This window comes from Herbaspirillum sp. AP02 (assembly GCF_015767275.1).
Classification (GTDB): Bacteria; Pseudomonadota; Gammaproteobacteria; order Burkholderiales; family Burkholderiaceae_D; genus Herbaspirillum.
This window is the reverse complement of record NZ_JADWMY010000005.1, coordinates 102,734-116,148: the sequence shown is the minus strand read 5'-3', so window position 1 is coordinate 116,148 and position 13,415 is coordinate 102,734. Positions and strand designations below refer to the sequence as shown.

Annotated in this window: 12 protein-coding genes; 10 read left to right on the top strand and 2 right to left on the bottom strand. The window is 64.9% G+C overall.

The window, feature by feature from the left end; translation table 11 throughout:
• Positions 1-26 precede the first annotated feature (26 nt).
• The 9 genes from mpl to I5R65_RS12360 all read left to right on the top strand — a co-directional run bounded on the left by mpl (position 27) and on the right by I5R65_RS12360 (position 9,096).
• Entirely contained in the window at positions 27-1,418 is a 1,392-nt protein-coding gene (gene mpl / locus I5R65_RS12400; RefSeq protein ID WP_180667903.1) for a UDP-N-acetylmuramate:L-alanyl-gamma-D-glutamyl-meso-diaminopimelate ligase, read from the top strand.
• Positions 1,415-2,005 (top strand): YqiA/YcfP family alpha/beta fold hydrolase, encoded by a 591-nt coding sequence (locus I5R65_RS12395; protein ID WP_180667902.1) that lies wholly within the window; start codon positions 1,415-1,417, stop codon positions 2,003-2,005. Before mpl ends, I5R65_RS12395 begins: the two co-directional genes overlap by 4 nt.
• A 29-nt stretch (positions 2,006-2,034) precedes the next feature.
• Entirely contained in the window at positions 2,035-2,610 is a 576-nt protein-coding gene (locus I5R65_RS12390; RefSeq protein WP_231395164.1) for a chorismate lyase, read from the top strand.
• A gap of 16 nt (positions 2,611-2,626) precedes the next feature.
• Positions 2,627-4,720 (top strand): ribonuclease catalytic domain-containing protein, encoded by a 2,094-nt coding sequence (locus tag I5R65_RS12385; protein ID WP_180667898.1) that lies wholly within the window; start codon positions 2,627-2,629, stop codon positions 4,718-4,720.
• A 55-nt stretch (positions 4,721-4,775) separates the two neighbouring features.
• A complete protein-coding gene (locus tag I5R65_RS12380) occupies positions 4,776-5,657 on the top strand; it encodes a TonB C-terminal domain-containing protein (RefSeq protein ID WP_180667896.1) in 882 nt (293 codons plus the stop codon).
• Between the two features lie 56 nt (positions 5,658-5,713).
• Positions 5,714-6,529, top strand: coding sequence for a shikimate dehydrogenase (aroE, locus tag I5R65_RS12375; RefSeq protein ID WP_180667895.1), 816 nt, complete (start codon positions 5,714-5,716; stop codon positions 6,527-6,529).
• 86 nt (positions 6,530-6,615) lie between these two features.
• Positions 6,616-7,323, top strand: a complete 708-nt coding sequence (mtgA, locus tag I5R65_RS12370) for a monofunctional biosynthetic peptidoglycan transglycosylase (protein WP_180667893.1) — start codon at positions 6,616-6,618, stop codon at positions 7,321-7,323.
• Positions 7,324-7,524: 201 nt separating this feature from the next.
• Positions 7,525-8,490 (top strand): magnesium/cobalt transporter CorA, encoded by a 966-nt coding sequence (gene corA / locus I5R65_RS12365; RefSeq protein WP_006463618.1) that lies wholly within the window; start codon positions 7,525-7,527, stop codon positions 8,488-8,490.
• A 138-nt stretch (positions 8,491-8,628) separates the two neighbouring features.
• A complete protein-coding gene (locus I5R65_RS12360) occupies positions 8,629-9,096 on the top strand; it encodes a glycine zipper 2TM domain-containing protein (RefSeq protein WP_077235761.1) in 468 nt (155 codons plus the stop codon).
• A 178-nt stretch (positions 9,097-9,274) separates the two neighbouring features.
• Here the strand turns inward: I5R65_RS12360 and I5R65_RS12355 are convergent, their stop codons facing one another.
• Both I5R65_RS12355 and I5R65_RS12350 read right to left on the bottom strand, forming a co-directional pair.
• Positions 9,275-10,411 (bottom strand): anhydro-N-acetylmuramic acid kinase, encoded by a 1,137-nt coding sequence (locus I5R65_RS12355; protein WP_180667892.1) that lies wholly within the window; start codon positions 10,409-10,411, stop codon positions 9,275-9,277.
• 91 nt (positions 10,412-10,502) lie between these two features.
• On the bottom strand, positions 10,503-11,900 hold the full coding sequence (locus tag I5R65_RS12350; protein WP_180667890.1) for a M23 family metallopeptidase: 1,398 nt from the start codon (positions 11,898-11,900) through the stop codon (positions 10,503-10,505).
• 243 nt (positions 11,901-12,143) lie between these two features.
• Here I5R65_RS12350 and tyrS point away from each other — a divergent pair, with 243 nt between their 5' ends.
• Positions 12,144-13,403, top strand: coding sequence for a tyrosine--tRNA ligase (gene tyrS, locus I5R65_RS12345; RefSeq protein ID WP_180667888.1), 1,260 nt, complete (start codon positions 12,144-12,146; stop codon positions 13,401-13,403).
• Positions 13,404-13,415 lie beyond the last annotated feature (12 nt).

Sequence of the window (13,415 nt, the reverse complement as noted above, 5' to 3'; positions counted from 1 at the left end):
CTCGGGATTACACCCCAAGATTCGCTATGCACATACATATTCTCGGCATCTGCGGCACCTTCATGGGCGGTCTGGCCGTGCTGGCCAAGCAGGCCGGCCATACCGTGACCGGCTGCGATGCCAATGTCTACCCGCCGATGAGCACCCAGCTGGAAGCCCAGGGCATCACCCTGATCCAGGGTTTCGAGCCGTCCCAGGTCGAATTGCAACCGGACCTGTTCGTCATCGGCAACGTGGTCTCGCGCGGCAACCCCCTGATGGAAGAGATCCTCAATCGCGGCCTGCCCTATGTCTCCGGCCCGCAATGGATGGGTGAGAACATCCTGCAGGATAAATGGGTCCTGTCGGTGGCCGGTACCCACGGCAAGACCACCACCTCGGCCATGCTGGCCTGGGTGCTGGAGCATGCGGGTTACCAGCCGGGCTTCCTGATCGGCGGGGTGCCGATGAACTTCGGGATCTCGGCGCGCCTGGGGAGCGATGGCCAGGGTGACAAGGGTGGACCTTCGCCCTTCTTCGTCATCGAAGCCGATGAATACGACACCGCCTTCTTCGACAAGCGCAGCAAGTTCGTCCATTACCGTACCCGCACCGCGATCCTGAACAACCTGGAATACGATCACGCCGACATCTTCCCCGATCTGGCCGCCATCGAGACCCAATTCCATCATCTGGTGCGCACCGTGCCGGGCATCGGCCGGCTCATCGTCAATGGCCGCGAGCCGGCATTGCAGCGCGTGGTGGCACGCGGCTGCTGGAGCGAACGCGAGGACTTCGGCGTGGCCCAGGGCCAGCCGGGCTGGTCCCTGCAGACCCACGAGGACGGGCGCTTCGATGTCTTCTTCGAGGGCCAGCTGCAAGGCACCGTGGTCTGGGAACTGACCGGCGAGCATAACCGCATGAATGCCCTGGCCGCCATCGCCGCCGCCCGCCACGTGGGTGTGCCTGCAGCCCAGGCCATCGAGGCGCTGGGGGCTTTCCAGAGCGTCAAGCGGCGCATGGAACTGCGCGGCAGCGCCAATGGCGTGGCCGTCTATGACGATTTTGCCCACCATCCGACCGCCATCGCCACCACCGTGGCCGGCCTGCGCAAGAAGGTCGGCAATGCCCGCATCCTGGCCGTGCTGGAGCCCCGTTCCAACACCATGAAGCTGGGCACCATGAAGGAAGCCCTGCCCGGCAGCCTGGCCGAGGCCGACCTGGTCTTCGGCTTCGGCGCCCGCGCCGGACGCGACGCGCTGGGCTGGGACCTGGCCGAGGCGCTGGCGCCGCTGGGCCAGAAGGCGGCCGCCTTCGACGAGCTTGATGCCCTGGTGCAGGCCGTCAAGGCCGCCGCCCGGCCGGGCGACCATGTGCTGGTGATGAGCAACGGCGGTTTCGGCGGCGTACACCAGAAGCTGCTGGACGCGCTGGCATGATCCTGTACCTGCACGGTTTCCGTTCTTCGCCGCAATCCTTCAAGGCGCGGGTGATGGGGCAGCGCATGGCCGAGCTGGGCTTGCAGGGCGACTACCTCTGCCCGCAACTGCCGGCTTCGCCTGCGGCAGCCATCGCCCTGGCGGGTTCGCTGGTGGCGGGTATCGAGCCGGCGCAGCTGACCGTGGTCGGGTCTTCGCTGGGCGGTTTCTATGCCACCTGGCTGGCCGAACACCTCGGTTGCCGCGCCGTGCTGGTCAATCCGGCCGTCAAGCCGCCGCGCGACCTGGAATCCTATGTCGGGGTGAGCACCCAGTACCACTCCGACGAACCCTTCGAATTCAAGCACGAATACATCGCCGAACTGCGCTCGCTGGTGGTCCCGGCCATCAGCCGTCCGCAACGCTACCTGTTGCTGGCGGCCACCGGAGATGAAGTGCTGGACTGGCGCGAGATGGTGGCCCATTATCCGGGCGCGCGCCAGATCGTGATCCAAGGCAGTGACCACGGCATGGCTGAATTCGAGGATTACCTGGACGAGGTGCTGGCCTTTTGCGGCGTCGATCCCGCCGGCAAGGTGCTGCGTTGATGCGATGTGTCCCGCGCAAGGCGCGCTGGATGGCGCACCCGCAGGCACTGGCAACGCTGCTGGCCGCCGAGGGCCAGCGCATGCGCTGCGTGCGCGCCTGGCTGGCCGACCCCGGTTCCATGACCCTGAAACTGAAGGCCCGTACCGATGCCTTCAGCGTGCGCCTGTTGCGCCAGCGTCCCGCCGCGATCCTGGCCGATGAACATGATGCCCTGGGCGTGCCGGCGCGCAGCCGGGTGGTCGAGCGCGACGTGATCCTGCATGGCGACGGCCGGCCGGTGGTGTTTGGCCACACCGTCTTGTCCACCGGTTCGGTGAAGTCCGACTGGCCTTTCTTCAGCAAGCTGGGCAATACGCCGCTGGGCGCCAACCTGTTCTTTGATCCGCTGGTGGGGCGCAGCCCCATCCAGTATGCTCGCCTGAGGTCCGGCCACCCGCTGATGTGCCGCATCGCGCAGGCCCTGCCGGATACCGCATTGCCAACCAGCCTCCTGGCCCGCCGCTCCTTGTTCATGCGGCGCGGCGGGATATTGATGGTCACCGATGTTTTCCTGCCGGCACTGGAGGCGCTGATGCGTCCGGTGCCGGCCCATGTACCAGATTGAGAAGCGATAGAAGCAGATGAATTTACTGTTCGAAGAATCCGGCGACTTCAAGGCCGGCTCCATCATGACCCAGCAGGGCGAGTCCTACCAGGTCGAGATGGCCTCCGGCAAGCGTACCAAGGTCAAGTCGCGCGACGCGCTGCTGCAGTTCGCCTCGCCCGCGCCGCAGGAATTGCTGGAGCAGGCGCAGGCCATCGCCGCCGAGGTCGACCTGGACTTCCTGTGGGAAGTGGCCGGCGAGGAAGAGTTCGGCTTCACCGACCTGGCCGCCGAATACTTTGGCCACGCGCCCCTGCCGCCGGAAGCTGCAGGCCTGCTGCTGTGCCTGCATCACGCCCCGATCTATTTCTACAAGAAGGGCCGCGGACGCTACAAGGCGGCTCCGCAAGCCTCGCTGCAGGCCGCCCTGGCCGGCCTGGAAAAGAAGAAGCAGCAACTGCTGGCACAGGCCGCCTATGTGGAAGAACTCAAGGCCCACAGGCTGCCGGAGGCGTTCCGTCCGATCGCCCTGCAATTGCTCTTCAAGCCGGACAAGAACGGCATCGAGTACAAGGCCCTGGACGCCGCCGCCAAGGAAATGCAGACCACCCCGCAGCGCCTCATGCTGGCCGCCGGCGGCGTGGCCTCGCCCAAGGACCTGCACTATGCACGCTTCCTTCATGAATTCTTCCCGCGTGGCACCGGCTTTCCGGCCATCGACATCCCCGCGCCGACTACCGACTTGCCCATCGCCGATGTGCAGGCCTTTTCCATCGATGACGTCACCACCACCGAAATCGACGATGCGCTGTCGGTGACCCGCCTGGCCGATGGCAAGCTGCGGGTGGGCATCCACATCGCTGCACCGGGCCTGGCCATCAAGCGCGGCGACGCCATCGATGCGATGGCGCGCGCGCGCATGTCCACCGTCTACATGCCGGGCGAAAAGATCACCATGCTGCCCGACGATCTGGTGGCTACCTATACCCTGGACGCCGGTGCTGCCCGGCCGGCGCTGTCGCTGTACGCCACGCTGGACCCGTCGAGCTGGGAAGTGCTGGCCACCGAGACCCGCGCCGAACTGGTGCCGATCGCCGCCAACCTGCGTCACAACGATCTCGACGACCTGGTCACCGAGGAAGCCCTGGCCGAGAACCGCGGCGACTATCCGCACAAGGACGAGATCGCGCTGCTCTGGCAATGGGTGCAGCTGCTGGAGCAGGGGCGCATGGCCAAGCGCGAGGCTTTCGGCCTGCGTCCGGAACAGAACAACCGCGTGGACTTCAACTTCTACGTCGAGAACGACGTGGTCAGCATCGTCCGCCGTCGTCGCGGCGCGCCGCTGGACAAGATCGTGGCCGAGCTGATGATCTTCGCCAACAGCACCTGGGGCAAGCTCATGGCCGACCACGGCGTGCCAGGCATCTATCGCGCCCAGGGCGGCGGTGCCGGTGGCTGGGCCGCCAAGATGCAGGTGCGCATGGTCACCCATGCCGCCCCCCACCAGGGCCTGGGCGTGGACCAGTACGCATGGAGCACCTCGCCCCTGCGTCGCTATACCGACCTGGTCAACCAGTGGCAGATCCTGGCCTGCGTCGAGCATGGCGTGACCGCGCCGCTGGTGGCGCCCTTCAAGCCGCGCGATGCCGACCTGTTCGCCATCGTCTCCGGTTTCGACGCGGCCTATTCCGGCTATGCTGACTTCCAGTCCACCATGGAGCGCTACTGGTGCCTGCGCTGGCTGGCGCAGGAAAACGCCCGCACCGTGGAAGCGGTGGTGCTGAAGGATGAAATCCTGCGCCTGGTCGATATCCCGCTGGTGTTGCGCATGCCCGGCCTGCCGCAACTGGCGCGCGGCCTGCAGGTCAAGCTCGACCTGCTGCGCTGGGACGAGGTCGATCTCAGCGTCGAAGCGCGCCTGCTGGAAGTGCCGGCCGCAGCGGCCCAGGCCCTGGCCACCGATCTGGGCGAAGACGACGAGGAGTTGCTGGAGGGCATGGCTGCGCTGGGTAGCGAGGAGGATGCCGCCAGCGAGGAAGCGACCGAGGCCGGGGAGGGGGAACCCGACGCTGCCGCTGAAACGGAAGCAGCGGCCGATGGCGAAAACCCGCCCGCCGCAGCGGCGCAATGAGGCAGTGCTGGCGTAGAATTGCCGCTGTCGATATCGTCGCTTTTGCCTGCCTGTCGTGAACCTGTTTGCTCAACATCGCCTGCTCAGCACGGCGCTCGGCATCTCGCTGCTGGTGCATGGCCTGCTGCTGGCCGTGCACTTCGCCGCGCCTGATGCCTTCCGCTTCAAGCCGTCCGACCCGGAACTGGAAGTCATCCTGGTCAACGCCAAGCACGACAAGAAACCGGTCAACGCCCAGGCGCTGGCCCAGGCCAACCTCGATGGCGGCGGCAATGCCGAGGACGGCCGCGCCAAGTCACCCCTGCCGGACATGCAGCGGGTCGAGAGCGGCGACAGCGTCAAGGCCGCGCAACGCAAGGTGGTCGAGCTGGAACAGCAGCAGCGCAAGATGCTGGCGCAGCTGCAGGCGGCACAGCAGCACGTGACCAGTGCCGACCAGGTCAAGCCGGTCGAGGCGCCGCAGCCCAGCGCGCACGACATGACCGAGACGGCCAAGGCCATGGCGCGTATGGAAGCCGAAGTCGCAAAGAACATCGAGCAATACAACAAGCGTCCCAGGAAGACCCAGATCACTCCAAGTACCCGTGAAGTCGGATACGCCCAGTACTACAAGACGCTGCAGGACAAGATAGAAAAGGTCGGCACCCTGAACTTCCCGACCCGTGATGGCAAGAAGCTCTATGGCGAACTGCTGATCGTCATCCCCGTCTTCCAGGATGGCACCATCTACGAACGCGATGGTGGCGTGGTGGTCCGGTCCAGTTCCGGCAACGCCGCGCTGGATCAGGCGGCGGTGGCCATCGTGCGCCGCTCGGCGCCGTTCGGCCGCTTCCCCGACAACATGCGCACCAGCGGCAAGGACGATGTGTGGGAAATCATCACCCGCTTCCGCTTCACGCGGGACCAGGGTTTGCAGGCTGAACTGGGGGCCGGCTGAGGGACAGCGGCGGACCACTGGACTAGAACAGAAAACAAGGGAAGAGGCGGACCACCATGGATGAATACGTCGTCATCGGCAATCCGATTGCCCACAGCAAATCGCCCGAAATCCATGCGCAGTTTGCGGCCCAGACCGGCCAGCAGCTGCACTACGATCGCCTGCTGGTGCCATTGCATGGGTTCAAGGCGGCGGTGCAGGTATTCCAGCGGCGTGGCGGACGCGGTGCCAATGTCACCGTTCCCTTCAAGCTGGAAGCGCACGCCCTGGCCGAGCAGTTGACCGAGCGCGCCCGCCTGGCCGGCGCGGTCAACACCCTCAAGTTTGAAGACGGCCGTATCCTGGGCGACAACACCGATGGCGCCGGCCTGGTGACCGACATCGTGGTCAATGCCGGCCAGGCACTGGAAGGACGCCGCGTGCTCCTGCTGGGGGCGGGTGGTGCTTCGCGCGGGGCCTTGTTGCCGCTGCTGCAGCAAAGGCCGGCCGAACTGGTGATCGTCAACCGCACCCAGTCCAAGGCGGCCGAGCTGGCCGCGCAGTTCGCCGCCCGCGGCCCGGTCAGGAGCGCCGCCTACGCCGAACTGGGCGGGGTATTCGATGTCATCGTCAATGCCACCTCGGCCAGCCTCACCGACGACCTGCCGCCGCTGCCAGTGTCGGTCTATGGCAGCGACACCCTGGCCTACGACATGATGTATGGTCGCCAGCCCACGGTCTTCCTGCAGAGCGCCCAGCAGCACGGCGCCTGCGTGCGCGATGGCCTGGGCATGCTGGTGGAGCAGGCCGCGGAAGCCTTCCACCTGTGGCGAGGCGTACGCCCGTCCACCGCCGAGGTGTTCGCCAGCCTGCGCGCGCAGCTGGCGCAATGACGGCGTGCGCCCAGGGTCGGCCCGGCCGGCGCGCGTGACAATCTGCACATCGTGACACCCGAGAACCACAGAACAAGAACCGGCACATGAAATCGCTACGCAAGCTGCTCTTCTGGATCATCGTCCTGCCCATCGCACTGGTGCTGCTGTTGCAGGCGTATTTCTTTGTCCAGATCTGGTGGTGGAAGGATCACAACCCCGAGTCCACCAGCTTCATGCGTCAGCAATTGTCATTGCTGCGCGAGAAGGACCCCAACGCACAGCTGCAATTCCGCTGGACGCCGTATGCGCGCATTTCCAACAATCTCAAGCGCGCCATCATCGCCTCCGAGGATTCCAATTTCTCCGAGCATGACGGCATCGACTGGGACGCCCTGCAAAAGGCCTACGAAAAGAACGAGAAGAAGGGCAAGGTGGTCGCCGGCGGCTCCACCATCACCCAGCAACTGGCCAAGAACCTGTTCCTCTCCGGCGAGCGCAGCTACCTGCGCAAGGGCCAGGAATTCATCATCACCTACATGCTGGAATTCCTGCTCGACAAGCAGCGCATCTTCGAGATCTATCTCAACGTGGTGGAGTGGGGCAATGGCGTGTTCGGCGCCGAGGCCGCCGCCCAGCACTATTACCGCACCACGGCCGCCGGCCTGGGGCCGGAGCAGGCAGCGCGCCTGGCGGTGATGCTGCCGCGCCCGCGCTACTATGACCGCAATCGGGGCTCGGGCTATCTCGCGGCCCGCACCGGGCTGATCCTGCGCCGTATGAACGCTGCCACGCTGCCGCCTACCCACAAGTGAGTCATCTCCCTGCCGTGTGCACATGACCGGCGTGTGACGTCAGGCTGCCAGCACGGGCCTGACAACAGGCCCCGTGTCGTGCTTGCCTGGCGCCGGGGTTGAACGTACACTTGCGCACGTTTCGCGCCTGAAGTCGCGCCGGCCTGCACCGGCGGCAGCGGGTCGCCGCACTCCCACCCGCGTTCCATCCAGCGAGAGCCCATGATCAATGTATTCGTGTTGCAAAACGGACGACTGAGCCAGGTCAACATCGACAGCCGTACCGACCTGGAACAGGCGGCGCCGGTCTGGGTGGACCTGACCGAGCCGAACGACGAGGAGCGCGCCTGGGTCAAGAGCATCTATGGCGTGACCCTGCCGGACGAGGACGAGTTCAGCGACATCGAAGCCTCTGCCCGTTACTTCGAAGCCGAAAATGGCGACCTGCACCTGCGCACCGACTTCCTGTTCGAAGGGGATGACGATTCCTCTTCGACCATGACGGTGGCCTTCATCCTGGCCCGCAACATCCTGTTCTCGGTGCATGCCGAAGACCTGCCGGTATTTCGCCTGGTGCGCATGCGCGCCCGTTCGCGACCCGGCTCCATCGGCGACTATCGCGACGTCCTGCTGGACCTCTACGAGACTGATGCCGAATATTCTGCCGATGCCCTGGAAGGCATCTACCAGAAGCTGGAGGCGGTGAGTACCAGCGTGCTCAAGAAGAGCTTGTCCGACCAGGACGCCGCCGATGTACTGAACACCATCGCCCACGAGGAAGACTTGAACGGGCGCATCCGCCGCAACATGATGGATACACGCCGTGCGGTCAGCTTCCTGATGCGCGGCCGGCTCCTGAGTTCGGAGCAGTTCGAGGACGCCCGCCAGATCCTGCGCGATATCGAATCGCTGGACGGCCACACCGCCTTCCTGTTCGACAAGATCAACTTCCTGATGGATGCCACCGTCGGCTTCATCAACATCAACCAGAACAAGATCATCAAGATCTTCTCGGTGGCGTCGGTGGCCTTCCTGCCACCGACCCTGATCGCCAGCATCTACGGCATGAACTTCAAGCTCATGCCGGAACTGGACTGGCCCATCGGCTATCCGCTGGCGATCCTGATGATGATCGGCTCGGCCATTGCGCCGTTCTGGTACTTCCGTCGGCGCGGCTGGCTCAACTGAGTCCTATCCGTTGACGCCTGTCTGCTGACGGCGACGTCCTCATTTCTCTGACACCGTTTCCCGGGCTTCTCCGATGCCGTGCGCGCCGGCGGGGCGGCACACTGCATCCATCGTCTATCGCCAGATCAGGAGAGCCCCATGTCCACCCGCCACCATTACATTTCGCTGGCCATTGTCAGCGCCAGCTTCGCCGGCCTGCTTATCGGTTGCGCCAGCCCCCAGCAACCCTATGGCGCGGCCCCGCAGTCGCAGAACTATGATCGCGTTGCCTCCTATTCCGGTACCGGCGTGGTCGAGGCCATCGAGGTCACCCACAAGGAAAGCAACGGCGTTGCCGGCGCTGTGGTCGGCGGCGTGGCCGGTGGCCTGCTCGGTAATGCAGTCGGTGGCGGCACCGGTCGTGTGCTGGCGACCGTGGCCGGTGCAGCCGGTGGTGCCTATGCGGGTAATCAGGTCCAGCGTAACAATTCGGCCGGCCATCAGGTCTACAACATCCGCGTGCGCATGAGCGATGGCTCCTTGCAGACCTTCGCGCAGGAAGACAATACCGACTTCCGCGTGGGTGACCGCGTGCGCCTGGATAACGGTCGCATCTCGCGCTACTGATCAGTTGAATCGTTTGAGTTTGATGTGGTGATGAGAAGCACAGCACCAGCACGAGCTTCAGTAGGATAGTTTCTTGAGGGCGCCGGGTGGTCGGGTGATTCCGGTCTCTCGGCGCAAAAGTTCAGGCCGTCCGGCGTCATGCAGGACGGCCTTTTTCTTGTAGGCAGGCGAGCAGCGGTCAGGCAGGATACAGGGCGCCCAGCACGCGCAGGCCCCGCGCACCGGTCACCGCCGGCAGGTTGCCCGGCAGACGCAGGTCGAAGCGTCGCGCCAGCCAGGCGAAGGCCAGCGCCTCCACCCGTTGCGGCGCCACCCCCAGCACGGCCGTCGATTGCACGTCGGCGCGCCCCTGCAATTGCTGGCGCAGCAGGCGCATCAACAGGGCATTTTCAGCTCCCCCACCGCAGACGTAGACCTGGCCTGCATCAGGCGCGTGCGCCACGATGGCGTCGGCAATCGTGCTGGCGGTGAGCATGGTCAGCGTGGCTTGCACGTCGGGCGCCGGGATGGCTTGCCCGGTGCGCTGCAGGGCCGCCTGCAGCCAGTCCAGGTGGAACAGGTCGCGTCCCGAGCTCTTGGGCGGCGCGGCGCGGAAGAAGGCTTCGTCACGCAGTTGCGCCAGCAGGCCGGCGTGTACCTGACCACGGGCGCCCCAGTCGCCGTGGGCGTCGTAGCTGCGCTGCAGGTGCAGCTGTATCCAGCCATCCATGAGTGCATTGCCGGGGCCGGTATCGAAGCCATAGGCCCCTTCTTCACCGGCCGGCAGGATGCTGACATTGGCGATGCCACCGATATTGACCACCACCCGCGATTGCGACGCATCGCCGAAGATGGCCCGGTGGAAGGCCGGTACCAGCGGTGCGCCCTGGCCGCCGGCGGCCACGTCGCGGCTACGGAAGTCGGCCACCACATCGATGCCGGTCAACTCGGCCAGCAGCGCCGGGTTGTTGGTCTGGCGCGTGAAACCCAGTTCCGGGCGATGCCGGATGGTCTGTCCGTGCACCCCCACCATGCGCAGGTCGGCCGCCGATTTGCCAGACTGCAGCAGCAGCTGCGCCACACAATCGGCGTAGTGCACCGCCAGCGCATTGGCGGCCATGGCTTCGCGTTCGATTTCGTTGGGACCGGTCGCCTGCAGCGCCATCAGATCGGCACGCAAGTGGTCGGGGAAAGGGACGTAGGCCGCTGCCAGCGTGGCCGAGACGGCCTGGCCGTCGAAGTCGGCCAGCACGCCATCGACGCCATCGAGACTGGTGCCGGACATGAGGCCGATATAGAGCGACGAAGCGCGGGAAGAAGACGAAGAAGAACGCATGGCAGGGACGCAGAAAAAGAAAGGGGCGGTCGCTGATTCTACAGCGACCGCCCTTCGTAGCTCATGCCGGCAGGAACGATGCCGGCGGGAATTACTTGATGGATGCCAGTTTCACGTCCGGCGCACCCGGTACGCGCAGCATCGCCATGCGGTGCTGCATCTCGGCAGCGACGGTGCGGAAGCGCTGCATCTGCGGACCGGTCAGTGCCTGCACATTGGGCACTTCCACCGACAGCGGATTGCGCGGCTGGTTGTTGACGCGGAACTCGTAGTGCAGGTGCGGGCCGGTCGCCCAGCCGGTCATGCCGACGAAACCGATCACGTCGTTCTGGCTGACCTTCATGCCCTTCTTGATGTTGGGCGCGAAGCGGCTCATGTGGCCGTAGGCGGTGGAGTAGCCGCTCCAGTGCTTGATGACGACGATGTTGCCATAGCCGTTCTGCTGGCCCACGAAGTCGACCACGCCATCGGCTGCCGCATGGATGGGGGTGCCGGTCGGTGCCGCGAAGTCTACACCGGTATGCTGCTTCCACTGGCCCAGGATGGGGTGCAGGCGCATCGAGAAGCCGGAAGAGATACGGGTGAAGGCCAGCGGCGACTTCAGGAAGGCTTTCTTCAGCGACTTGCCGTCGAAGGCGTAATAGCCGCCACCGCCGATCTTGCTGGCCGGGTCGCTGAACCACACGGCCTGGTAACGGTTGCCGGCATTGTCGAATTCACCGGCCAGCACGCGACCGGTGCGCACCAGGTCACCGTTCTGGTAATAGGTCTCGTAGACCACGTTGAAGCGGTCGCCGCGGCGCAGGTCGGAAGCGAAGTTGATGTTGGTGGCGAACATGTCCACCAGTTGCATGGCGATGGCGTCCGGGATCTGGGCTGCATCGGTAGCCGCGAACAGCGAGGAGAAGATGGTGCCGGCGCGCATTTCCACGCGCCGCTCCAGCACGGCCGGCTGGGCCTGGGCGGTCAGCTTGCCATCCTGGCGCGAGATGACCAGGTTCTTCGGGGTGTCGCTGCCGTCGTCGAGGGTGGCCGACAGCTTGACCAGCTCGCCGTTGTCGTCGGTCTGGGCCACGACGCGCTTGCCGGCGCGCAACTGCATCACCGTGCGCGCCAGGGTATCGGACTTGATGAAGGCCGTGGCCTCGTCGTCATCCACGCCCAGGCGGTTGAGCAGGGTCGCCAGGGTGTCGCCGCTGCGTACCTTCTCTTCATTGACGTAATACTGCGACCGCTCTTCCAGTGCACTGATCTGCTGTTGCAGGTCAGGCAAGGCCAGTTCCTTGGAAATCGGATTGACCGGGGCATCCTTCAGGTCGGGCTCGGCTGGCGCGAAGCCGGCGGCGCCGATGGTGAAGGCCGCCAGAAACAGGGCGCTGGCGCCGACGATGCGGGTCTTGGGCGAGGAGGCGGCGACTTTGTGGTGGCAGGATCGCAACGCGGTGAAGCACAGGGACGAGAGGTGCTTGAGTTTATCTTGTGGGAACATGCAATACGAATACGTTAAAATCTGACGTTTCCGTGGCGGATGGCGGGTACGGCTGCAATGCGGCGTTTCCTGTCCCCCCGCCGTGTTGCGCCCGCGTAACATCTTCATGCGCACGGTGTGAATCTTCCTGCTGATGAGCTTCTGAGGCGGCGTCCTGGCGCCCAGCAGAAAAACGAAAGTCGGAATTATAGCAACACGCTTTAGCGGTCTTGTCCTACAAATGTCAATTTTTTAGTTATATCGATGAACGCCGACCAGTCCACTTCCTCCGCGCCTTCCGCTGCCCCCTCCAAACTGCCCCTTTCCGACCAGGTCCAGGAGGCGCTGGCCATCACCAAACGCGGTATCGATGAGCTGCTCATCGAAAGCGAATTCGCGCAGAAGCTGGCGCGTGCCGAGCAGAGCGGCCAGCCGCTGCGCATCAAGCTGGGACTGGACCCGACCGCGCCTGACCTGCACCTGGGCCACACGGTGGTCCTGAACAAGATGCGCCAGTTGCAGAACCTGGGGCATCAGGTGATCTTCCTGATCGGCGACTTCACCTCGATGATCGGCGACCCTTCTGGCCGCAACGCGACCCGTCCGCCGCTGTCGCGCGAGCAGATCGAGATCAACGCCAAGACCTATTTCGCCCAGGCCAGCCTGGTGCTGGACGCCAGCAAGACCGAGATCCGCTACAACTCCGAATGGTGCGATGCCCTGGGCAGCCGCGGCATGATCCAGCTGGCCTCGCGCTACACCGTGGCGCGCATGATGGAGCGCGATGACTTCACCAAGCGCTTCAAGGAAGGCACGCCGATCTCGGTGCATGAATTCCTCTACCCGCTGATGCAGGGCTACGACTCGGTAGCCCTCAAGTCCGACCTGGAACTGGGCGGCACCGACCAGAAATTCAACCTGCTGGTGGGGCGCGAACTGCAGAAGGATTTCGGCCAGGAGCCGCAGTGCATCCTGACCATGCCGCTGCTGGAAGGCCTGGACGGCGTGGAAAAGATGTCCAAGTCCAAGGGCAACTACATCGGCATCACCGAGCCGGCCAACACCATGTTCGCCAAGGTGATGAGCATTTCCGACGTGATGATGTGGCGCTACTACGACCTGCTGTCGTTCCGCTCCATCGCCGAGATCGCTGCCTTCAAGACCGAGGTCGAGGGCGACCGCAACCCGCGCGACATCAAGGTCGCCCTGGCCCAGGAAATCGTGGCCCGCTTCCATTCGCAGCAGGCCGCCGAGGACGCGCTGGCCGACTTCGTGAACCGCTCCAAGGGCGGCATCCCCGATGACATCCCCGAGGTCTCGCTGTCGGGCGCGCCGCTGGGCATCGGCCAGTTGCTCAAGCAGGCCAACCTGTGTGCTTCCACCTCGGAAGCGCTGCGCATGGTGGAGCAGGGCGGCGTGCGCATCGACGGCACCGTCATCAGCGACAAGGGTTTGAAGGTCGAGGCCGGCCAGTGCGTGGTGCAGGTCGGCAAGCGCAAGTTTGCCCGCGTCACCCTGGCGTAAGCTGGTGCGCGC

Excerpts from the sequence above, each read along its gene's own strand:
- mpl (WP_180667903.1), top strand. The coding sequence starts at position 27 with ATGCACATACATATTCTCGGCATCTGCGGCACCTTCATGGGCGGTCTG.
- I5R65_RS12395 (WP_180667902.1), top strand. The coding sequence starts at position 1,415 with ATGATCCTGTACCTGCACGGTTTCCGTTCTTCGCCGCAATCCTTCAAG.
- I5R65_RS12390 (WP_231395164.1), top strand. The coding sequence starts at position 2,035 with ATGGCGCACCCGCAGGCACTGGCAACGCTGCTGGCCGCCGAGGGCCAG.
- I5R65_RS12385 (WP_180667898.1), top strand. The coding sequence starts at position 2,627 with ATGAATTTACTGTTCGAAGAATCCGGCGACTTCAAGGCCGGCTCCATC.
- aroE (WP_180667895.1), top strand. The coding sequence starts at position 5,714 with ATGGATGAATACGTCGTCATCGGCAATCCGATTGCCCACAGCAAATCG.
- mtgA (WP_180667893.1), top strand. The coding sequence starts at position 6,616 with ATGAAATCGCTACGCAAGCTGCTCTTCTGGATCATCGTCCTGCCCATC.
- corA (WP_006463618.1), top strand. The coding sequence starts at position 7,525 with ATGATCAATGTATTCGTGTTGCAAAACGGACGACTGAGCCAGGTCAAC.
- I5R65_RS12360 (WP_077235761.1), top strand. The coding sequence starts at position 8,629 with ATGTCCACCCGCCACCATTACATTTCGCTGGCCATTGTCAGCGCCAGC.
- I5R65_RS12355 (WP_180667892.1), bottom strand. The coding sequence starts at position 10,411 with ATGCGTTCTTCTTCGTCTTCTTCCCGCGCTTCGTCGCTCTATATCGGC.
- I5R65_RS12350 (WP_180667890.1), bottom strand. The coding sequence starts at position 11,900 with ATGTTCCCACAAGATAAACTCAAGCACCTCTCGTCCCTGTGCTTCACC.
- tyrS (WP_180667888.1), top strand. The coding sequence starts at position 12,144 with ATGAACGCCGACCAGTCCACTTCCTCCGCGCCTTCCGCTGCCCCCTCC.